Here is an 18,047-nt window from a genome sequence, read left to right as displayed (position 1 = left end):
TCTTCGACACCACCATCCGCGAGAACCTGCAGATTGCCGCGCCCGAGGCCACGCAGGAGGCGATCGAGGCCGCCTGCCGCGTCGCCCAGATCCACGACTTCATCAGCGAGCTGCCCGACGGCTACGGCACCTGGGTGGGCGAGACCGGCGTGCGTCTCTCCGGCGGACAGGCCCGGCGCATCGCCGTCGCCCGCGCCCTGCTCAAGGATGCCCCCATCCTGTTGCTGGACGAGCCTACCGAGGGCCTCGATGCCGAGACCGAGCGCAGTCTCATGCAGGCGCTGGACCGGCTCATGGTCGGGCGCACCGTGCTGCTCATCACGCACCGTCCCGCCGGGCTGGACTGGGTCGACCGCGTCCTCGTCCTCGACAACGGCCGCGAGGTGGCCCGCGGCGATTCCAAGGTCATCCCGGAAGCCACGCACGGGGCCTTGCTGCGAGACGCCGCTGGCGCGGTGGCGTAAGCTGACGGTGAGCGAGCAAATCCTCGGCACAGGAGCATCCTCATGACTCAGCCCGCGGCGATTCTTCACATCGGTCTCGACGACTATCTCCAAGGCGAGCTGGCCAGCGACATGAAGGTGCGGGTTGCGGCACACGAGGCCTTCTATTACCCGGACGTTCTCTTGACCTGCGATCCGCATGACCGAGAGTCGCTTTACAAGGCATCTCCCTGCCTGATCGCCGAGGTGCTCTCGCCCTCGACCGAGATCATCGACCGTCGCGAAAAGCTCATCGCCTACCGGACCCTGCCGTCTCTGCGCGACTACCTGCTGGTGGCGCAGGACAGCCGCCGCGTGGAACGCTTCCGGCGCACGGAGCCAGGGGATTGGCGCCATGAGATCATCGAGGACGGTGACCTGACCTTCACCTGCGGCGACCTCGAGGTGCGCCTGTCCGTGGCCGACCTGTACGAAGACGTCGTGCTCGAGGATTGAAGTCGCCGCTCGGAAGGGACGGGGGCTCTGATCCGCAGAGAGCAATCCGGCTTAGGCCGGTGGCACGTCGGCGCCCCTGACGCGACCTTGTCTGTTCGACCGGCAGATCGGGTCGGAACCCGTCGCGGGCCGACCGATGCCTGGGGAACCGGAGCCGGAGCCACACTAGCTAGGCGACGGACCGAGCAATGGATCGGATCATGCCTGCCGCCAATCGGCCGTAAACTGAAACAGAGCCACGAGGGCGTGGAGAAATCAAGCGGCGATTATGGCCGTGTTTCGCGCTGTCAACCCCAAAGAGAACCCGTGGCACAGGAACCCGACGGAATTCCCGTCCGTGGCAGGGTGCCTTCAGATCTCCCGATTCTCGGATAGACCGAGCGGGCGTGAATTGAGTTTGCCCCCTTTGCTGGTCCCTGCCGATTCCGAAGCACGCATTGCCGCCCTGACGGAATGCACAGTAACATGGCCATCAACCTAGCCACGAGTTTAACCCTATGGCCGAGACATCGATTGCCGAGGCGAGGAACCGGCTCACGCACCTCATCTACCAAGCCGAGCGCGGTGAGACGGTGCACATTACGCGCCGCGGTCGGCCCGTTGCCGTGCTGCTCTCGGAAGCCGAGTACGGCCGCCTGAGCCGAGGTGCCGTCCGGCCAACCTTCTGGGATGCAATTCGGGAGATGCGCGCGGATCCTGAATTCGAACCCATCGATCTGCAGTCCGAAGAGATTGAATCTTGGCGCGATCGCGCAGCACAGGACCGCGGCTTCGAGTGGTCCGAATGAAATACCTGTTGGACACCAACGTGGTCTCCGAGCCGATCAGAGCAAGGCCCTCCGGGCCTGTCCTCGCCGGCATCGAGGCGCACGCAACGGAATTGGCCGTCTCGGCCATCTCCTGGCAAGAGATGTATTACGGGTTCGAGCGTCTGCCGCCAGGCGTACGTCGGGACCTCATCCACGCCTACCTGGAAGAGCGCGTCCGCCCGACCCTGCCGATCCTGCCCTTCGACGCGGCGGCCGGCGAATGGCAAGCGCGCGAACGTGCACGCCTGGAAAAGATCGGGCGTACGCCCTCTTACGCCGACAGCCAGATCGCGGCCATCGCCGCCGTCAATGGGTTGGTTCTCGTCACACGCAACACCGAGGACTTCGCGGACTTCTCCAGCCTCATCGTCGAGAACTGGTCCGATCCGAAAATCGGAACGGGGGCCTAGCGACGGCCCTCTGTAACCAATAGAAGCTCAATGACTTACCCGTGCCGCCGCGATCGCCCAAGTATTGGCGGAAAAGTCCGGATGAGACCTGTGGCTCTTCGAGAGGCTGGGGGTCGTCGTCGATACAGCCGATGAGTCCTCGTCACGGTCGATCGGAAAGGTCGAAGACGGCCGGGAACAAAGGCTCTGAACTGCAAAACGGCTGCCTGCCGCCAATCGGCCGTAAACTAATGGGCGGTCTACCTGAGCGGCGCCGTCGTGTGCGGAATACTCTTCCTCCGGTCAGGTGTGCTCGCCCTTCTCGTCCCGATCGCAGCCATTTGCGCGGTCATCGCCATCCAGGTCTCGACATCGGCCGAGAAGATAGGCGGCGTGCCTGGGAGCCATCGATAGCTAATCGGCTTCCGACGTCCAGGCGCCCGGACATTGCCCGCAAGTCGAGCACCGGGATCCGCGGCGAAAAACCCACGCCCGTTCGCTATACATCCGGGACAACCGCGCTTCCTGCCGGGATACCGCCGTCGAGGCTGATCTCGACATCGACCCTCGACAATGCGCGATTGCAGGACCATCAGGCCGCAGGCGCATCGATCGACGCGCTGTACCTTGCCTTGTTATCCCCCCGGTACCAGAGGGATACCGTATATTTCCGCTCGTCCACTGCATCTTCCGCGGGGACCTCGACCTCGACCCAAGTCATCGGCTTGTTATCGATCCATGTTCCTGTATTGGCGTAAATCGTGTCCGCGACGCCGTGGAATTGAAGGACAGGCTTGTGCGTATGTCCGAACAGAACGATACGGGGTGTGAAGTCGTAATAGGGTTTGATTCGCTCGGGCATCGCGAATAATAGATCCGCGGCGCTCCCCATGTAGTCTACGTCGTTCCAGAACGCCATGTCTGCGCTCACGATGTTCTGACGGTCCGGCCACTGCGAAAAGATCTCGTCGTACCATTGCGCGACATCCCTTACCCGCGGATCCCTTGCGAAACCGTCCTCATCGGCCATCGCGAACCGGCTCCAGGGACCTTCACCCGCCCACAACGCGATGCTTCGAAAGATCAGGACGATCAGATCGTCGTCGATGAATCCGTCGTCCCATCGATCGCTCGGGTAGACTCTGCGCTTGGCGGGCCGCCTTGCCGGCGCCCGGTTCTCCGGCCCTTCCAGTTCGCGCAGAATCTCGCGAATGCGCTCGTCGCTCGCCGAATCGAGTGCTGAAAGCCCTTCTGCGGACCTGGCGAGATCAGGCGCGTTCAGCACGGCGCTCATCCAGCTGCGCTGGGTATCGGGCAAGGTGTAGATTCGCCCGTCCCGGGCGGACTGGGTTGCGACCGATCGGGCGATGAAATACCCGAGCGGTAGGTGGCTGCCCGGGTGGCTCCAGGTATCCGGACTGTTGAACAGATCGTAGCGATGCCCGTGCTCGGCATAGAGTACCCGGTCGCGAGCGTAAGCGCCGAGGCCCGGCTCGTTCGATACGACCGTCATCTCGGGAAAGAACGCGTTCAGGGTGGCCGTGTTGTCCTGCTGAAACGAAAGCAGGTCGTGGTTCCCAGTGACGTAGGTTACGTGGATGGAGGTGTCGCAGACCGCCTGCAGTGCCTGGACAACTTCGGCGTTTTGATCTGCGTCCAGAATCGCTTCGAAGGCGCTCGGTGTGCGATCCGTCGGAATCACCCAGTCGTCCACCAAGTCGCCGAGAATCACCAGCTCGGAAACGTCCGTCCTGTTTCTGATTGAGGAGAAGAAGTCGGCAAGGTCGGGCAAATGACTATTGATCCAGGATACGTCGGCATCCGCATTCAGATGCAGGTCGCTCACAAACACCAGCTTGGTCCCACCCGCGGCGCTGGATTCGTACGCGGGATAGACCAGCCCACCTGGATTCACGCGTCCCGCCAGGGAGCCCAGCGCCCCTCCAATGGCGGCATGCTTCAGAAAATCGCGGCGCTTCATTGTTCGCCTCCCGAGCCGGATTGCGGGTGGCAAGGGAAGGCGCCTCCCGCTTGTGTCAGGCCTACCACTTCGAATTCTAGACCAGGTTTCGACTTCGCGAGTCGGTGCGCGGTCGCAGCCGCCGAGGATCCGGTTCGGAGCGGGGCCCGCAGTCCGGCTCCGCGGTCTACCGCCTCCCTGCGCCGGGGTCCCGCCGACAGCGAACCCTTGCCCGCAAAACCCGTGCCTCGGTCCCGGTCTCCCGATCCCCGAGGCCGAGCGTTTCAGAACCAACGGCAAACCCGCCGCCCGGTGACCCTTGCCGGCCCGCGCGGCCTAAAGGCGCTTCGGCTCGCCGAGCCCGCTGCAACACACATCTGCATTCCCGGTGCGGTCTATACTGCGATTGGTGCAGCCGCGAAAACCGCAAGATGACGATTGATGTTTAACGCAACCTATAAAAAGACCTTGTTGGCGGCCGCCGCGCTTGCCGTATTCGGTTGTCAGAACAGGTCACAAGCCGGTCCCGTTGAAACAGCGGCGCCGAACATCACGCCCTTGGTGATCGCTCATCGCGGTGCATCCGGCTATCGTCCCGAACATACCCTGGAAAGCTACGCCCTGGCCATCGACATGGGAGCCGATTTTATCGAACCGGATCTGGTGCTGACCCTGGATGGCCAGATGGTCGCCCGGCATGAGCCGATGATCGGCGCAACCACGGATGTCGCCGGCCACCCGGAATTTGCCGATCGCAAGACCCGGCGCATGGTCGACGGCGTCGAGTATGACGACTGGTTCGCGACCGATTTTACGCTGGCGGAAATCAAGACCCTGCGCGCGGTGCAGTCGCGCGCGAACCGCGATCAACAATACAACGGATTGTATGAAATCCCCACGCTGGAGCAAGTGATCGCGCTGGCCAAGCAAAAGAGCATGAGAACCGGACGCACGATCGGCATCTATCCCGAGATCAAGCATTCGACCTACCATGCGACCCTGACCGGCAAGAAAAACCATAAACGCTTCGGCAAGTATTTCTTCGAAAAGAGCCTGCTTCAAAAGCTGCATCGCGCATACGGAAACGACGCTTGTGCACCGGTATGGATCCAGTCGTTTGAGGTCGGGAATTTGCAATATCTGAGTCGCAGAACGCGGATCAATCTGGTGCAGTTGATCGATGCCACGGATGTGAACGACGATGGCTCGGTGTCTTTGATCGCGCCTTATCGACAGCCGTACGACTTTGTCGTTTCTGGGGATACACGTACCTTTGCCGACCTGTTGACCGATGCCGGGCTGGACTTTGTCAAGACCTATGCCGATGCCGTTTCTCCCTGGAAACCGTATCTGGTCAAAACCGTCAATGATCATGTCGATCGGAACGGCGACGGATACATCACGATCAACGATCGCCGTGTCGACGGGAGCACCGGTGTTCTGGAAAGGGCGCACGCGAAGGGGCTGCAGGTGCATAGCTGGACCTTCCGCAATGACGACGGCGGCTTCGGCTTTTCGGATCCTCGGGCGGAGATGACCTATTACTATGATCTGGGCTTCGATGGCCTGTTTACCGAGTTCCCCGAGACCGGCGTCAAGGCGAGGGATGCATCCCTTCATTCCTGGGTTCCGTCAGTCATTGGCGCCTGCAACCGTCGGTGATATCCCGAGCATGACGGGATAGATATCCCCTGCAACTATTCAGGTTACCGGGTGAAGCTACGCGAGGCGAGTGAATGGGGGCTCATGGTAGGTCATCGCCAGTGGTGGGGCGCGGCTCAATTGAGCCTGAACCATTCTCCCTCAAGCCAGCCCTGCAGGCTTGCACATTCCCCGACTTAGGAGAAGGTCTCATGCAGTCGGCATTCGATCTGCGCTTTGATCGGCTTTCGCCCGCTTCGGATACCATCTTGGCAACCCCTCCGTCACTGCAACTCTGTGCACCCGAGGCGGGCTGGATTCCCTGGCTTATCGGCGACGAAGAGCCACTGGTCATCCGCATGAGCAGTGTCTCTTCCCCCTTGGTCTCGGTGTGGGTCTGGGCGATGGCGACCGGCGAACAGCTAGTGCCGGTGACCTTGCGCATTGACGAGGAAGGTGTCTACTCGGAACTTTGCACCGAGGATGGCGGTGGTGGGATGCTGCGTCTGACTGTGCGACAGACAGATTCCGAGGGGCGGGAGTATCGGCGTCTCGCCTGGTACCAGGAACCGTTGGACTGGCTGGATAAACTCGCGGAGACGTTTCGCGACTTCTTCGAGACCGTATTCGATGCTTCGGAATGGCACATCGGCGCCGATGCATTCTGGCCGGAAATCGCAGGCGAGTTGCCTTGGCGCTGGCCGGTATATGTTGCTACGCAAGCCTTGGCCCACGCCACGGACTGGTCGGCGAAGGAACATCGGAGCTGGTTCTTTCTCAAACTGACGGCGCTGCTCCATCCCTTGGCTTTGAGGTCGGCCTGGTGCCCGGACCCCGACGACCAGGTCGACTTTGCTCGACTGCAACTACAGTTCGCGCTCGCGCGTCGCGAAGCACTGAATGGGGCTATGGGCGCGCTGCTCGGCGAGCAACCAGGACAGGCGTTGCTGGAGTCGTCCGCGGCGGAACACCTGTTCCGCTCCCGCCTGCAAGACGCTTGGGATTGGTTCGCGGTGGTTGACGACGCGTCCCGGGGAGGCGAACCACCTCTGACCATCCGCTCCGCCGCGCGTTGCCGGGCGATGGATGCTTTTAATCTCGTCGGCGCCGTGGAGGTACGCGGCCGACCTGTTGGTAGCGGTACTTGTCGGAATCCCGGTCCTTCTGACGGTGCTGATACTTGTTGGGTTAATGCGTTTCGTCACTTCACCGACAACGCATCGGGTCAGACGTTTCGGCGAGGCGCCGACGGTCGATGGTTTTAGGATCGAGCACTACGTCGCCAAATTTGGAGAGGCGCCCTACCTCGATCCTGACCCCGATCGTGCCTGGTGGCAGTTGGAGCAGGCGCTCAAGAGCGGACGGCGGATCTACCGACCCATGCTGCAAGCATCCGATGCCCTGGAGCAAGCCGGCGCTGCGAGCCGGAGTCTGAGGAGCGTCGAGCGCGATCATTGATGCAGACCGATGTCCACGGTGCTGGAAACGTGTCTCATGTTGCCGGACGGAAACAGAATCTTGAATCGCCGCTAAAGCGGCGTCTCGACGCCCGCGCGCGCGGCGTTGGCTTGACGGATCGGTCGGGTGGCAGCGCGCGGGCGGTCACCCTCAGCGGATCGTGCTGCTGATGGCAGTATCGGCATTCAGACGGATCGATGCCTGCTGAGCTACCGAGATCGGCGACCGGCTGCCTAGTTCATCCGTGCGGCGACCTCAAACGGACATTCAACATAGCGAACAGTGACACCGGGAGCGGTCTCGCCTTCCAGATAATGACGCTGCACCACGTCCGCCAGATTGCGGCCCGCAGCATGACAACCCGCCCGGTCAGATTCATGAAGGAGGAAGAAGCGATTTCGCTCGCTCCTTGCTGGCGAGATGCAACCGTGGTGGCCGAGCACAAACCCTCGATGGAATAGTCTGACCCAGACATTGAAAGCGTTCATGGCTTCCCAGCGCGTGAAGTAACGAGGAGGCCAGGCAAGCCGCCGTGATTCGCCATTCACCCGCATCAATTCATGTCCGTCGCCGACCTCGAAAAACCCGAATTCGATCAGGGTTCCAGGGGGCCATAGTGGCGTACGCGCCGGAAGTGAATCGGGGTCGAGATCCAGCAATTGTTCCAGCGCCATACCGCCGATACTGGGTTCAAGCTCCTCGACTTGAAATGGTGCCAGTTGCCAATAGTCATCACGCAGAGACTCGAAACCGACGGTTTCCGACAATTCTGCGACCGTTACGGGATGGGTCGCACGTTCGCGCAGCTCACGGACCAGCGCTCGAAGATCGGACTCGTACTGATCTCGCTCGAAGGTCAACCGGATAAAACCTTTCTCTGCGTGTAGATGATCCTCCAGGGCAGGCCCCAGCCCCATTAGATCGAGCTCCCAGACGATCCGCCGTGTGTCCGGATGGCTGACCAGTATCCGCGCTTTCAACCCGGCGTCATCCGCGATACCGCAACTGCTGGTCAAGATCTGGTGCCCTCCTGGGCGTTCGTGCGAATCGAGCAAGCTGAATGTGTCCCAGACGATGCCGCGCTCGATCAGTCCGGGATGGCAGCACGGAAAGATGGGTGTGGCTTGCAGGATCACATAAGGCGGATCGGCAAGAATGATCTCGGCGTAGCGTGCTCGCCATCCCAGCCGGGCGGGCAGGTCCAGAAATGGCCCGGCATCCGGCCGGTCATCCATCGGATGAGATGTCGGCATGGCAAACTCGTCCGTTTAGCGGTGATTGGGCGGTTCGACGGGGCCGCCCGGCGTGCATTGGCCACTCGTGTCCGCTTCAACCGATGCCTCGGCAATCGGGAACTTTCGTCGCTCGGCGACCACGTCGGCGCCGAGGTGAAACGCCGCCGTGTTGAGGATGCGCTTGGCGTGGGGATCTTTCATCTCGCGTACATCGTGGAAAATGGTACCTTTTCCGTGCTCTCGAACAGCAGATCATTGTTGTGTTTCGATTGACAGAAACAACATAAGTGTTTAATCCTCAGTTCATGAACTCGAAGCAGATGAAGAAGTGGCTGGAGCGACAGGGGGCGACCTTCCAGCCCGGAAAAGGCTCTCATCTGAAGGTGTTCCTGAACGGCCGCCAAGCGGTTCCCCCGATGCACGCTAAAGACGAGCTCGGCAAAGAACTCGAGACGGCCATCAAACGGCAACTGGGTCTGAAGTGAGGTGCGTGCATGTTCGACTATCCCGTGGAGCTGACTCCTGATGGCGGCACGGTGCTGGTGACTTTTCCGGACGTCCCGGAGGCCATCACCTTCGGCGCCGACGCCGACGAGGCCCTGTTGCAGGCCGTCGATGCGTTGGAAACGGCGCTCTCCTTCTACATCGAAAAGCGCCTTCCGCTGCCCGTTCCGTCCGCTGCAGGGGGCCGTCCGACCGTGCGTCCATCCGGGCTCGAGTCTGCCAAGCTCGGGCTTTACCGGGCGATGACCGAGCAGGGCATTCGTAAGGCCGACTTGGCCCGTCGCCTGGGCTGGCATGTTCCGCAAGTCGACCGGTTGTTCGACCTCACGCACGCCTCGCGCTTCGACCAGATCGAAGCCGCTGCACGCGCGCTCGATCTCAGCGTCGACGTGCGCGTCAGCCCGCGAGACGCCGCGTAGGGCGCTGTGACGTTCGATCGGGCCTCGCAGCCTCATCCGCTCACGCGACTGCGCCGCTTTCCAGCCGTTTTCCCTGACCCGGTTTTCCCCGTCGGAAACGCGACCGGGGATCCCGGCGATCTGCGCAGGGCGACAGGATCACGCCGGCGCTCGGCGAACGTTGCGGCAGCGGCGTCCCGGCCGGCCATGTCGAACGGCGAGCCCATCTCGCCGAGTCGCGATCACCCCGGGAGATAGCGGCCGTCGACGAGGCGTCGGGCGTGGCCGAGGGTGACGAGGATTTCCAGAAGCTCGGCGACCTTGGCGCGCGGGGCGCGGGTGAAGCCTTGGGCCAGCTCCGGGGCGGCGACGGGGCCGGGCCGGGCGGCGAGTACGGCGCGCAGGGCGAGGAATTGATCGGGTAGGGCGCGCGGCCAGTCGCGTTTGGGGCCGGCGGCGATGGTTTGGATGTCGGCAGTGTCCGCCCCGGTGCCGACGCTGCCCGTGTCGTCGGTGGTTTGTCCCGGATGTTGAAAATCCGGGCGCAGCCAGCGGATCAGGCCGCGGCGCTCTTCGGCTGCGCGCTCGGTGTTGAGGGTCACCAGGCGTTGCAGGATGGTCTCTTCGATCGCTGCCGACTGCTCGCTCCCCGGCGCGGAGGCGAGCAGCGGTTCGGTCAGGTCGGACCAGCCGTAGGCCGCGAGCACGGCGGTATCCAGCGCGTCGTGGATCTGGCGCAGGATGGAGACCAGGCCCTGCTCATGGATGATCCGATCCTTGGGGTCGAGCGGCTCGCCCCGGCGCAGGCGTTCCAGGACGTTATACATCCCGGTCATGGTCAGGGTCGGGTGCAGGGCTTGGCGCTGCTTGCGGTGGGCGTCGAGGTCTTCGGCGAGTCGCCGGATCTCGGATTTCTGCGGATCGGACGGCTCGGGGAAGGGGAAGGTTTCGAAGCAGCGTGTCTTGACGTAGACAGGATCGTTGCCGACACCGAGACGGCTGCCTGTTGCGAGCGCCCAGTAGGCATGGACGCGGCTCGATAGCGTCCCCAGAATCCAGGCGTCATCCAGTGCGATGTTGACGAGCTTGTTGTCGGGAAGAACCGATTCCCCCAAGAAGACGAAAACCCGGTGCTTCGCGGTCTCGACGGTCGCGATGTAGCGCGGTAGATTTTTCAAATACCGACGCAGCTCTTGTCGTGGCTTGCCGTGAAGCCACCACAGCATTGCGTAACCCTTGCCATCTTTCGTGTGGCCCTTAGCATCCCGCTCCGGCTTCACCCGTTCCAAGACCCACTGATACACCTCCGGATAGCGCGTCCGGACCTCGTCCGCGGTCAGTCCGAACAAATCAATGACCATGACGCCGCGCGGACTCTGGGTAAGATCGCGTCCGTTGAGATAGGTGCGGATGTGCCGCTCCAGTCCGGGGATTCGCCCGAGACCCAGGGCAGCGGCCTGATCCGGGGTAACGATGAATCCGGAGCCGTGGAGCTTCACGCCCGGAGAACTGACGCCCTGATCGGCCCGCAAAGGCACTGCGGCGGAGACGTTGGCGCCGATCCTCAAATCTGCATGGATGCGCCCTTCGATCCGCTCCACGTCAACCGCCAGCCCCTCGCCTTGTCCCGATCGCTCGCTGACCACACGGTCGAGCTGGCCCGTCAGGGTGCCGGCCTGACCTACCGTCATCCCGATCCGCACCTGTGCGCCGTCCGTCGCGTCGACCCAGGGATGGTCGGGGACCGCGAAGACCAGCGACAGCGGATCGGCCGCGCCGAGATGACGCTCTAAAACCCGCCGGTTGAAGGTCTGACGCAGGCTGTTGGTAGTGATGAGTCCGAAGCGGCGGAGCTTGCCGGTCCGAGCCAGCTCGGCCGCTTGCTCCCACCAGTACATGACCAGATCGGCGGACTCCGGGACCTGGTGCCAGGCGCCGCGCAGCGCGTCGACATAGCCGTCGCCCAAGGCGCGGCGCATGTTTCCAGTGCCGATAAACGGCGGATTCCCCACCACGAAATCCGCTTCCGGCCACGTGGCCCGACGCGGATCGACATACCTCTCCAGCGGCGCCTGCGCGGTCTCGTCCGGGACCTGCTCGCCGGTGACGGGATGGCGTTTCATGGTCCGCCCGTCCCAGCGGGTGACGGGGCGGCCGATCTCGTCGGTCACGTACTCGACCCGATCGTAGTCGAGCACGGCGTCGCGGCATTGGATGTTGCGGAAGTCGCGGATGATGGGCTCGGGCGGATGCACGGCGCCGTGGGTTCGGAAGTGCCATTGCAGATAGCCGATCCAGAGGACCGTCTCGGCGATGGCGGCGGCGCGGGGGTTGAGCTCGAGGCCGAGGAGCTGGTGCGGGTCGACGCTGACCCCTTCGAGCTCGAGCAGGGTCTGGCGCTGGCCGAGCGACTGGAGGGTGTCGAGCACCTCGCCCTCCAGGCGCTTGAGGTGCTCGAGGGTGACATAGAGGAAATTGCCGGATCCGCATGCTGGATCCAGGACGCGGATGTTTGCGAGTCCGACCTGAAAGGCGGAGACCAGGCGGATCGCCTCGGCGTCCTTGCCCTGCTCATGCAGCGCGAAGGCGGCGCTCTGCACGCCGGTCCAGTCCTCGCGCAGGGGCTCGATGACGGTCGGGATCACGAGGCGCTCGACATAGGCGCGCGGGGTGTAATGGGCGCCGAGCCGGTGCCGCTCCAGGGGGTCGAGAGCGCGTTCCAGCAGTGTCCCGAAGATGGCGGGCTCGACGTGGCGCCAGTCGGCGCCGGCGGCATCGATGAGCAGATCGAGCTGGTCGCGGTCGAGCGGCAGCGCGGTGTGGTCGGCGAACAGTCCGCCGTTGAAGCGCAGGACGCGATCGCGCAGCACCGTGGAGAAGGGGCTGCCGCGGTCCATGTCTTGCCACAGTGCTTGGACCATGGGGACGAATTGGGCCGGGCTGTCGCGCATCGAGCGCAGCAGCTCGCTGAAGCAGTCTTGCTTGAGGAGGCCCACGTCCTCGGCGAAGAGGGTGAAGAGACAGCGAATCAGGAAGGCGGCGGTGGTCTGGGGCGGATGTCCGGCGGACTCCAGCGAGACGGCGAGCCGGGCCAGCTGCACGGCGATCTCGCGGGTGACGCGGGCGGCGTAGCGGGTGGGGTCGAGACTCAGCGGGTCGAGCCAGACGGCACGCAGCCGGGCGCGGATCTCGGGGCGGCGCAGGTCGTCCAGGCGGATGCGGTGCGAGCGCGGGTCCGGGTAGGGGATGTAGGCACCGCCGCTGCGGCTGAACTCGCTGTAGAGCTCGATGCTGCGTCCGACGTCCACGACCACCACGAAGGGCGGACGGCCCTCGGCGGCGGGGAGGGCGCGCACGTACTGCACCGCCTGACCGTGTGCGCGCAGCATCGCCTTGTCCCAGCCGCCGGTATCGAGACTCAAGCCCGTCTGCTTGCATTCGAGCACATAGCAGGTGCGCCGATAGAGGTCGATGAAGCCGTGGCTCTCGGTCCCGTCACCATGCTGGAAGACGACCCGGCGCTCGAAGCAATAGGCGTTGTCGTGGGTGTCCTGCCGGGCGGGGTCCGGTTGGGGCAGCCCGAGGAGCGTGCACAGCTCGGTCAGGAAGAGTTGGTAGTTGGCGCGCTCGGTGCCGGTCGCGCCCGCCCAGCGGGCGATGAAGGTGTCGATGAGGTCGGGCGAGAGACCGTCGTCCTCGGGCGGGTCATTCAAACTCGGGATGCTTGCGGTGTCGTCCATGGCCATGCCGGGTGGGCTCCTAAAGCGGGTCGGGGTGTTCGTGTGGATGATGCCCGGTGCGGTCCTTCGAGGGCGACGGCGGAAACCGGGCTTCGCGTTACCTTACCCCGGCCCGGTAGGTCTTCCGGAACCGACGGCGATCTTGCAATCAGACGTCTGCGTTGTTCCCGCATCGCAGGGGTCAAACCGCTACAATCCCCTTCGCTTGAAGTCTCTGTGCGAGCTTAATCAGCTTCTCATCGAATTGGGATCGTCATTGGTGAGAATCCGCACGATGACGTTAGTATCGACCGCGAGCATGTCTTTCGCTGACTCCCCGGGCGATTGCGTCTTCCATGTCATCCAATGATTTGGCAGGGCCTCGGTAGCCCGCGCAGCCCACCACATCACTGAGCAAGGTTGTCGGGACGGGCTTCTTTGGCCTTAAAACAATGCTGTCCGGACGTTCTTCGATCTCGAACTCGGTCCCCTCGGGCCAGTGATACTGTTCCCGAATAGCCTTTGGCAGTATGACCTGTACCTTGCTGGAAAGACGTGTTGTTTCCATGATGTTGTCGACAATCGGTACCGACGAAAGGTAAGACATGATCTTATTCAGAGCGAAGGACTCAAGCAAGACAGGCCGTCCGCCGAGCGGGAAACCGGGGGAGAACCGGGCGGCGGTCGTCGGGAAAAGCGGGTGTCAGTCCGCGCGGCGCCCCAAGCGGTATTGAATGCGGGTCGGTCCGCCTTTGGCCTCGCGTGTCACCCAGGCGGCGTGGAGATTGCCGGCGTCGTCGAGGGTGATGGACGGGTGCCCCTGCTCCTCGGGGCCGGATGCTCCGGGAAGGGCAAGGTCCTCGCTCCAGGTGCCGTCGGCATACCAGCTCAGGAGGATGTCGCCCTGGCCTTCGCGCTCGTCGGTCCAGGCGACGACGAGCGTGCCGTCGGGGTGGCCGGCGGCGCTGACGTGCCATTGCGCGGACAGCTCGCCGAAATCGTCCTGCACCCGCTCGTTCGGGCCGAATCCGTCCGGGCCGAAGTGCGCGGCATAGATGTCGTAGCCGTGACGGAAGTTTCGCTTGTCCTCCCAGGCGGCGAGCAGGCGATCGGCGCCGTAGGGAGCGATCGCGACCCGCGCGACGCCGTGACCTGCGCCGAAGGGCAGCTCGGGACCCGGCGGATCCTCGCTGATCCGCACCGGCGGATCGAAACTGCAGGGCTGACCGGCCGCGCTCGCCGTGGCCATGATGATGGTGTGGCCGGGGCGGCGGTCCTCCCAGGCGACGACGAGCCGTTTGCCGACCTGCGTGGCGGTCGGGAAGAGTTGGTCGGCAACCGGGGTGACGGCGTCCGCCGGGCAGCGCGTCTTCACCGCCAGACCGAGCTCGCCGTCGTCGCCGAGCGTCGCCGTCATGATCCGTCCGACGCCGGTCTCCCGATCCGCCCAGACTGCGACCAGCTCCGCCTTGGAGCCGTCAAGGCTGACCTGCGCGCCTTTGGGGGGGAGCTCCAAGGGCGGTCCGAGTCCCTCCGGCGTTGCGAGCCGCACGAGGATCCGTCCGTCCTCTTCCCAGGCCACGGCGAAGCGGCGATCGGGCAGGGCGACGACGGCGGGCTCGAAGGCCTCGCCTTCGCCGCTGATCTGGACCGCGGTGGCAAAGACGGCCGTATTCGGGGCCTTCAGCGCCAGGTAGGCGCGCGGGGCGCCTGCGTGCTCGTCGTCCCAGACCACCGCGACGGTCCCGTCGGAGACCGCGAGGCTGCGGCGTCCGGCGGACGACATCTGGTGAAAGACGCCCGCGGAGGTCCCGGCCACCTCGATCGGCGGCGCATCGAATGTCCAGGGCTGCGCCGCGACCGATCCCGAGGCCGTCGCGCAGGCTAGACCGGCAACGAGCGCCCCGACGAGCGCGGTGTGGCCCGGATGTTCTGTGCACAGGATCACGAAACGGCTCATGAGGCACCCGCGACGGCCAATGCCTCTTGGATTTTGGCGTCGGCCTCGAGCAGATCCTCGATCCGCTGCACGCCCACCAGACGCAGGACCGTCTCCCCGTCCGGTGTCATGAACGAAAAGACGGGTGTCACGAAGGCGTCGTAACGGGTCCCGAGCTCGCGCTCGGTGATGCGCTCCCCGCTCGGCAGACGCAGACGCTCGCCGCTCTCGGCGTCGACATAGGCGAGCGCGTAATGCGCGGAATAACGCTCACGCACCTGCGCGTCGGAGAAGGCCTCTTTGTTGGTCTTCTCGCAGTAGCCGCAGCCGTAGCGGCCGAAGTAGACGAAGAGCGGTTTGCCCTCGTCCCTTGCCTGTTGCATGGCCTGGTCGAAGGGTTTGAAGGCGTAGCCGTCCGGTGCCTCGGCGTGGGCTGCGGCAGCGGAGATCAGGAGAAGGACGAGGAGGGCCGGTCGAGCGAATCGGGTCATGAATTCAAGCTCCCGCGAGGCGATGAAAAAGCTGCATACCGGCACCTTATCAAAAGCCGATGCGGACGGGCACCCCGGGCTTGTTCGCACCTTCGGTTGTCTTGGCACGTGGCGCAGAACGACGCGGGGTATGCGCGACAACGGCGAGCGGGTGTCATGAACAACGGAACGCCATTCGGATCGGGCGTCTGAGCGGTGAGGATGGGTTTCGCTGCGCTCTACCCATCCTACGGATCTCGGTTGTTCAACCTTTCCCGGCGCGTCGAGATGATCCGGCGCTCAACGCTGCCAAAAGGCCGGCGAGAGGATCACCAGGATGGTCAGGATCTCCAGTCGCCCGAGAAGCATGGCGACGACGCCGAGCAGCTTGCCGAGATCGCTGACCGATTGGAAGGTGAGGGCGACCTCGCCGAGCCCCGGGCCGAGATTGTTCAGACAGGTGGCGACGGCACTGAAGGCGTCCAGCGGGGCGAGCCCGGCGTGGATCATCAACAGGGTCAAGGTCGCGACCGCAAAGGTATAGAGCGCGAAGAAGCCCCAGACCGAGCGTGCGAGCCGCGGGTCGACGATGCGTTGGCCCAAGCGCAGCGGGAGGATGGCATGCGGATGGATCAGCTGGCGCACCTCCTGGGCGCCTTGTTTGACCATCAGCAGGACACGCAGCACCTTCATGCCGCCGGCGGTCGAGCCGCCGCATCCGCCGACGAAGCTGATGTAGATGAGCAGGAGCGGGAGGAAATCCGGCCAATGAGCGAAGTCGACGGTCCCGAATCCGGTGCTGGTGACGATGGAGACGACCTCGAAGGCGGCATCGCGCAGGCTGGCGTGTATCTGATCGTAGGGGCCTTCCAGGTAGAGGATCAGACCGACCAGCGCGACCATGGCGAGCACGAAGCCGAGAAAGGTCCTGGCCTCGGTATCGCGCAGATACTGCAACGGATTGCGATTGAGCCAAACCAGGAAATGCACGCCGAAGTTGATCGCGGCCAGAAGCATGAAGACGACGGCGACCGCCTCGACGGCGGGGCTTGCGAAATGGGCCATGCTGGCGTCGTGAGTCGAGAAGCCGCCGGTCGAGACCGTGGACAGGCTGTGGGAGACGGCATCGAACGGGGTCATCCCGGCAAGCCAATAACCGGCGGCACAGGCGAGTGTGAGCGAGAAGTAGATCAGCCAAAGCGCACGGGCGGTTTGGGTCAGGCGCGGGGTCAGCTTCTCCTCTTTGAGCGGCCCCGGCGCCTCGGCCCGGTAGAGCTGCATCCCGCCGATGCCCAGCATGGGCATGACCGCCACCCCGAGGACGATGAGCCCCATCCCGCCGAACCACTGCAGCTGCTGGCGGTAGAAGAGCAGCGAGCGCGGCATGCTGTCCAGGCCGGCGATCACGGTCGCACCCGTTGTCGTGATCCCGGAGGTGGATTCGAACAGGGCGTCGACCGGCGAGAGACCGAAGCCGTTCATCAGCGGCCAGGCACCCAGGATACTCAGCAGGACCCAGAAGAGGGTCACGACCAGATAACCGTCGCCCACGCTCAACTCGCGCGCCCGGCGCCGACCGATCAGCCAGAGGAAGGCACCGAACCCGAGCGAGCCGGCCATCGGCCAGAGAAAGTGCAGGACCTCGGGCTCGCGATACCAGAGGCCGACCAGGATCGGGCTCACCAGTGTGATGCCGAAGATCAGCGCATAGATGCCGACGATCCGACCGACCAGGAAGAGGTTCATCGGGGTGCCGAGCCGGCCGCGCGGCGTCGCAGCCCTCGCAGCCGGGTGCCTCGATCGGGTTCAGCGGGCAAGACCCAGCACCTCGAGATAGCGCTCGGCGCTGCGTCCTTGCTCGTACTCGGCCACGGCCGAACGCAGAATTGCCGGCGCGAGTGGCTGCTCCAGTGTCCGTTGCATCGCATCGGCAAGCGCCTCGACGTCACCGACCGGCACCAATGGGCCGAAGCGCCCGCCGTCCAACAGCTCGAAAGGACCGCTCGGACAGTCGGTCGAGACGACCGGGATACCCAGCGCCATGGCCTCCGTCAGCACGTTGGGCGAGCCCTCCCAGGCGGAGGACAGCACGAAGAGACGGGCACGCGCGAGATAGGCGTAAGGATTGTCTTGAAAGCCGAGCAGCGCGACGCGGTCGCTCAACCCGAGCTGCCGGATCAGCGCCTCCAGCTTGAGTCGGCCGCCGCCCTCTCCGAGAATCGCGAGTCTGCAATCGAGGTCTCGCGGCAGCCGCGCGAAGGCATGGATCAGCGTCGGGAAGTCCTTTTGACGCTGCAGGCGACCCGCGCCCAGGATGACCGGCGGCTGGCCCGGTGCGAGCCAAGGGTGCGAACAGGGCTCGGCGGCCAAGCGGTTCAGGTCCGGCGTGATGACCGGGTTGCGGATGACGCTGATCCGCTCGCGCGGCAGACGCGCAATCCGGGCGGTATCCTCCGCCACGCCGGCGGAGACGGCGACGATATGGTCGATCCGCCGGTAGGCGCGGCGGATGGGTGCATAGCGCAGCCAGCGTTCGAGCGCCGATTTTTCGGCCATCGCCGCCGAGAGCTGGGTGCCCAAACGCATC

Annotated in this window: 17 protein-coding genes; 8 read left to right on the top strand and 9 right to left on the bottom strand. The window is 64.2% G+C overall.

The genetic code is table 11. From position 1 onward, the window contains the following. From VLR48_RS01025 to VLR48_RS01010, 4 genes are all read left to right on the top strand, one after another. Positions 1–464, top strand: a 464-nt coding sequence (locus tag VLR48_RS01025; RefSeq protein ID WP_325289994.1) for an ATP-binding cassette domain-containing protein, incomplete at its 5' end; no start/stop codon positions are given. A gap of 42 nt (positions 465–506) precedes the next feature. Next, a complete protein-coding gene (locus VLR48_RS01020) occupies positions 507–938 on the top strand; it encodes a Uma2 family endonuclease (RefSeq protein WP_325289993.1) in 432 nt (143 codons plus the stop codon). 497 nt (positions 939–1,435) lie between these two features. Continuing rightward, entirely contained in the window at positions 1,436–1,726 is a 291-nt protein-coding gene (locus VLR48_RS01015) for a type II toxin-antitoxin system Phd/YefM family antitoxin (RefSeq protein ID WP_120797347.1), read from the top strand. Next, positions 1,723–2,157, top strand: coding sequence for a type II toxin-antitoxin system VapC family toxin (locus tag VLR48_RS01010; protein ID WP_325289992.1), 435 nt, complete (start codon positions 1,723–1,725; stop codon positions 2,155–2,157). Before VLR48_RS01015 ends, VLR48_RS01010 begins: the two co-directional genes overlap by 4 nt. A gap of 571 nt (positions 2,158–2,728) precedes the next feature. Here VLR48_RS01010 and VLR48_RS01005 read toward each other — a convergent pair. Continuing rightward, on the bottom strand, positions 2,729–4,117 hold the full coding sequence (locus VLR48_RS01005) for a metallophosphoesterase (protein WP_325289991.1): 1,389 nt from the start codon (positions 4,115–4,117) through the stop codon (positions 2,729–2,731). A 420-nt stretch (positions 4,118–4,537) separates the two neighbouring features. Between VLR48_RS01005 and VLR48_RS01000 the strand changes: the two genes are divergently transcribed. Further along, the gene (locus tag VLR48_RS01000; RefSeq protein ID WP_325289990.1) at positions 4,538–5,758 is read left to right on the top strand and encodes a glycerophosphodiester phosphodiesterase; all 1,221 of its coding nucleotides are present in this window, start codon (positions 4,538–4,540) and stop codon (positions 5,756–5,758) included. Positions 5,759–5,949: 191 nt separating this feature from the next. Further along, positions 5,950–7,002 carry a hypothetical protein gene (locus VLR48_RS00995; RefSeq protein ID WP_325289989.1) on the top strand — a complete coding sequence of 351 codons (1,053 nt, stop codon included), beginning with the start codon at positions 5,950–5,952 and terminating at the stop codon, positions 7,000–7,002. A 426-nt stretch (positions 7,003–7,428) separates the two neighbouring features. On the opposite strand, the gene VLR48_RS00990 is transcribed toward VLR48_RS00995, so the two are convergent. Both VLR48_RS00990 and VLR48_RS00985 read right to left on the bottom strand, forming a co-directional pair. Then, positions 7,429–8,448: a hypothetical protein gene (locus tag VLR48_RS00990; RefSeq protein WP_325289988.1), complete on the bottom strand. Its 1,020-nt coding sequence runs from the start codon at positions 8,446–8,448 to the stop codon at positions 7,429–7,431. A 15-nt stretch (positions 8,449–8,463) separates the two neighbouring features. Further along, on the bottom strand, positions 8,464–8,631 hold the full coding sequence (locus VLR48_RS00985; RefSeq protein WP_325289987.1) for a hypothetical protein: 168 nt from the start codon (positions 8,629–8,631) through the stop codon (positions 8,464–8,466). 119 nt (positions 8,632–8,750) lie between these two features. Between VLR48_RS00985 and VLR48_RS00980 the strand changes: the two genes are divergently transcribed. Next, on the top strand, positions 8,751–8,915 hold the full coding sequence (locus VLR48_RS00980) for a type II toxin-antitoxin system HicA family toxin (RefSeq protein WP_325289986.1): 165 nt from the start codon (positions 8,751–8,753) through the stop codon (positions 8,913–8,915). Between the two features lie 9 nt (positions 8,916–8,924). Then, positions 8,925–9,353: a type II toxin-antitoxin system HicB family antitoxin gene (locus tag VLR48_RS00975; protein ID WP_325289985.1), complete on the top strand. Its 429-nt coding sequence runs from the start codon at positions 8,925–8,927 to the stop codon at positions 9,351–9,353. Between the two features lie 221 nt (positions 9,354–9,574). Here VLR48_RS00975 and VLR48_RS00970 read toward each other — a convergent pair whose 3' ends face one another. From VLR48_RS00970 to VLR48_RS00945, 6 genes are all read right to left on the bottom strand, one after another. Beyond that, positions 9,575–13,072, bottom strand: a complete 3,498-nt coding sequence (locus tag VLR48_RS00970) for a class I SAM-dependent DNA methyltransferase (protein ID WP_325289995.1) — start codon at positions 13,070–13,072, stop codon at positions 9,575–9,577. 280 nt (positions 13,073–13,352) lie between these two features. Then, entirely contained in the window at positions 13,353–13,688 is a 336-nt protein-coding gene (locus VLR48_RS00965; RefSeq protein WP_325289984.1) for an AbrB/MazE/SpoVT family DNA-binding domain-containing protein, read from the bottom strand. Between the two features lie 66 nt (positions 13,689–13,754). Further along, on the bottom strand, positions 13,755–15,011 hold the full coding sequence (locus tag VLR48_RS00960; RefSeq protein WP_325289983.1) for a hypothetical protein: 1,257 nt from the start codon (positions 15,009–15,011) through the stop codon (positions 13,755–13,757). Continuing rightward, on the bottom strand, positions 15,008–15,481 hold the full coding sequence (locus VLR48_RS00955; protein ID WP_325289982.1) for a thioredoxin family protein: 474 nt from the start codon (positions 15,479–15,481) through the stop codon (positions 15,008–15,010). Before VLR48_RS00955 ends, VLR48_RS00960 begins: the two co-directional genes overlap by 4 nt. 279 nt (positions 15,482–15,760) lie before the next feature. Continuing rightward, entirely contained in the window at positions 15,761–17,206 is a 1,446-nt protein-coding gene (locus VLR48_RS00950) for a TrkH family potassium uptake protein (RefSeq protein ID WP_325289981.1), read from the bottom strand. A gap of 60 nt (positions 17,207–17,266) precedes the next feature. Then, the coding region (locus VLR48_RS00945; RefSeq protein WP_325289980.1) for a glycosyltransferase at positions 17,267–18,047 on the bottom strand (781 nt) is incomplete at its 5' end.

Source organism: Thiocapsa sp. (assembly GCF_035467215.1).
In the GTDB taxonomy this organism is placed as follows: domain Bacteria; phylum Pseudomonadota; class Gammaproteobacteria; order Chromatiales; family Chromatiaceae; genus Thiocapsa.
Note: the sequence above shows the minus strand (reverse complement) of the source record. Positions and strands in the feature narration are given on the sequence as shown.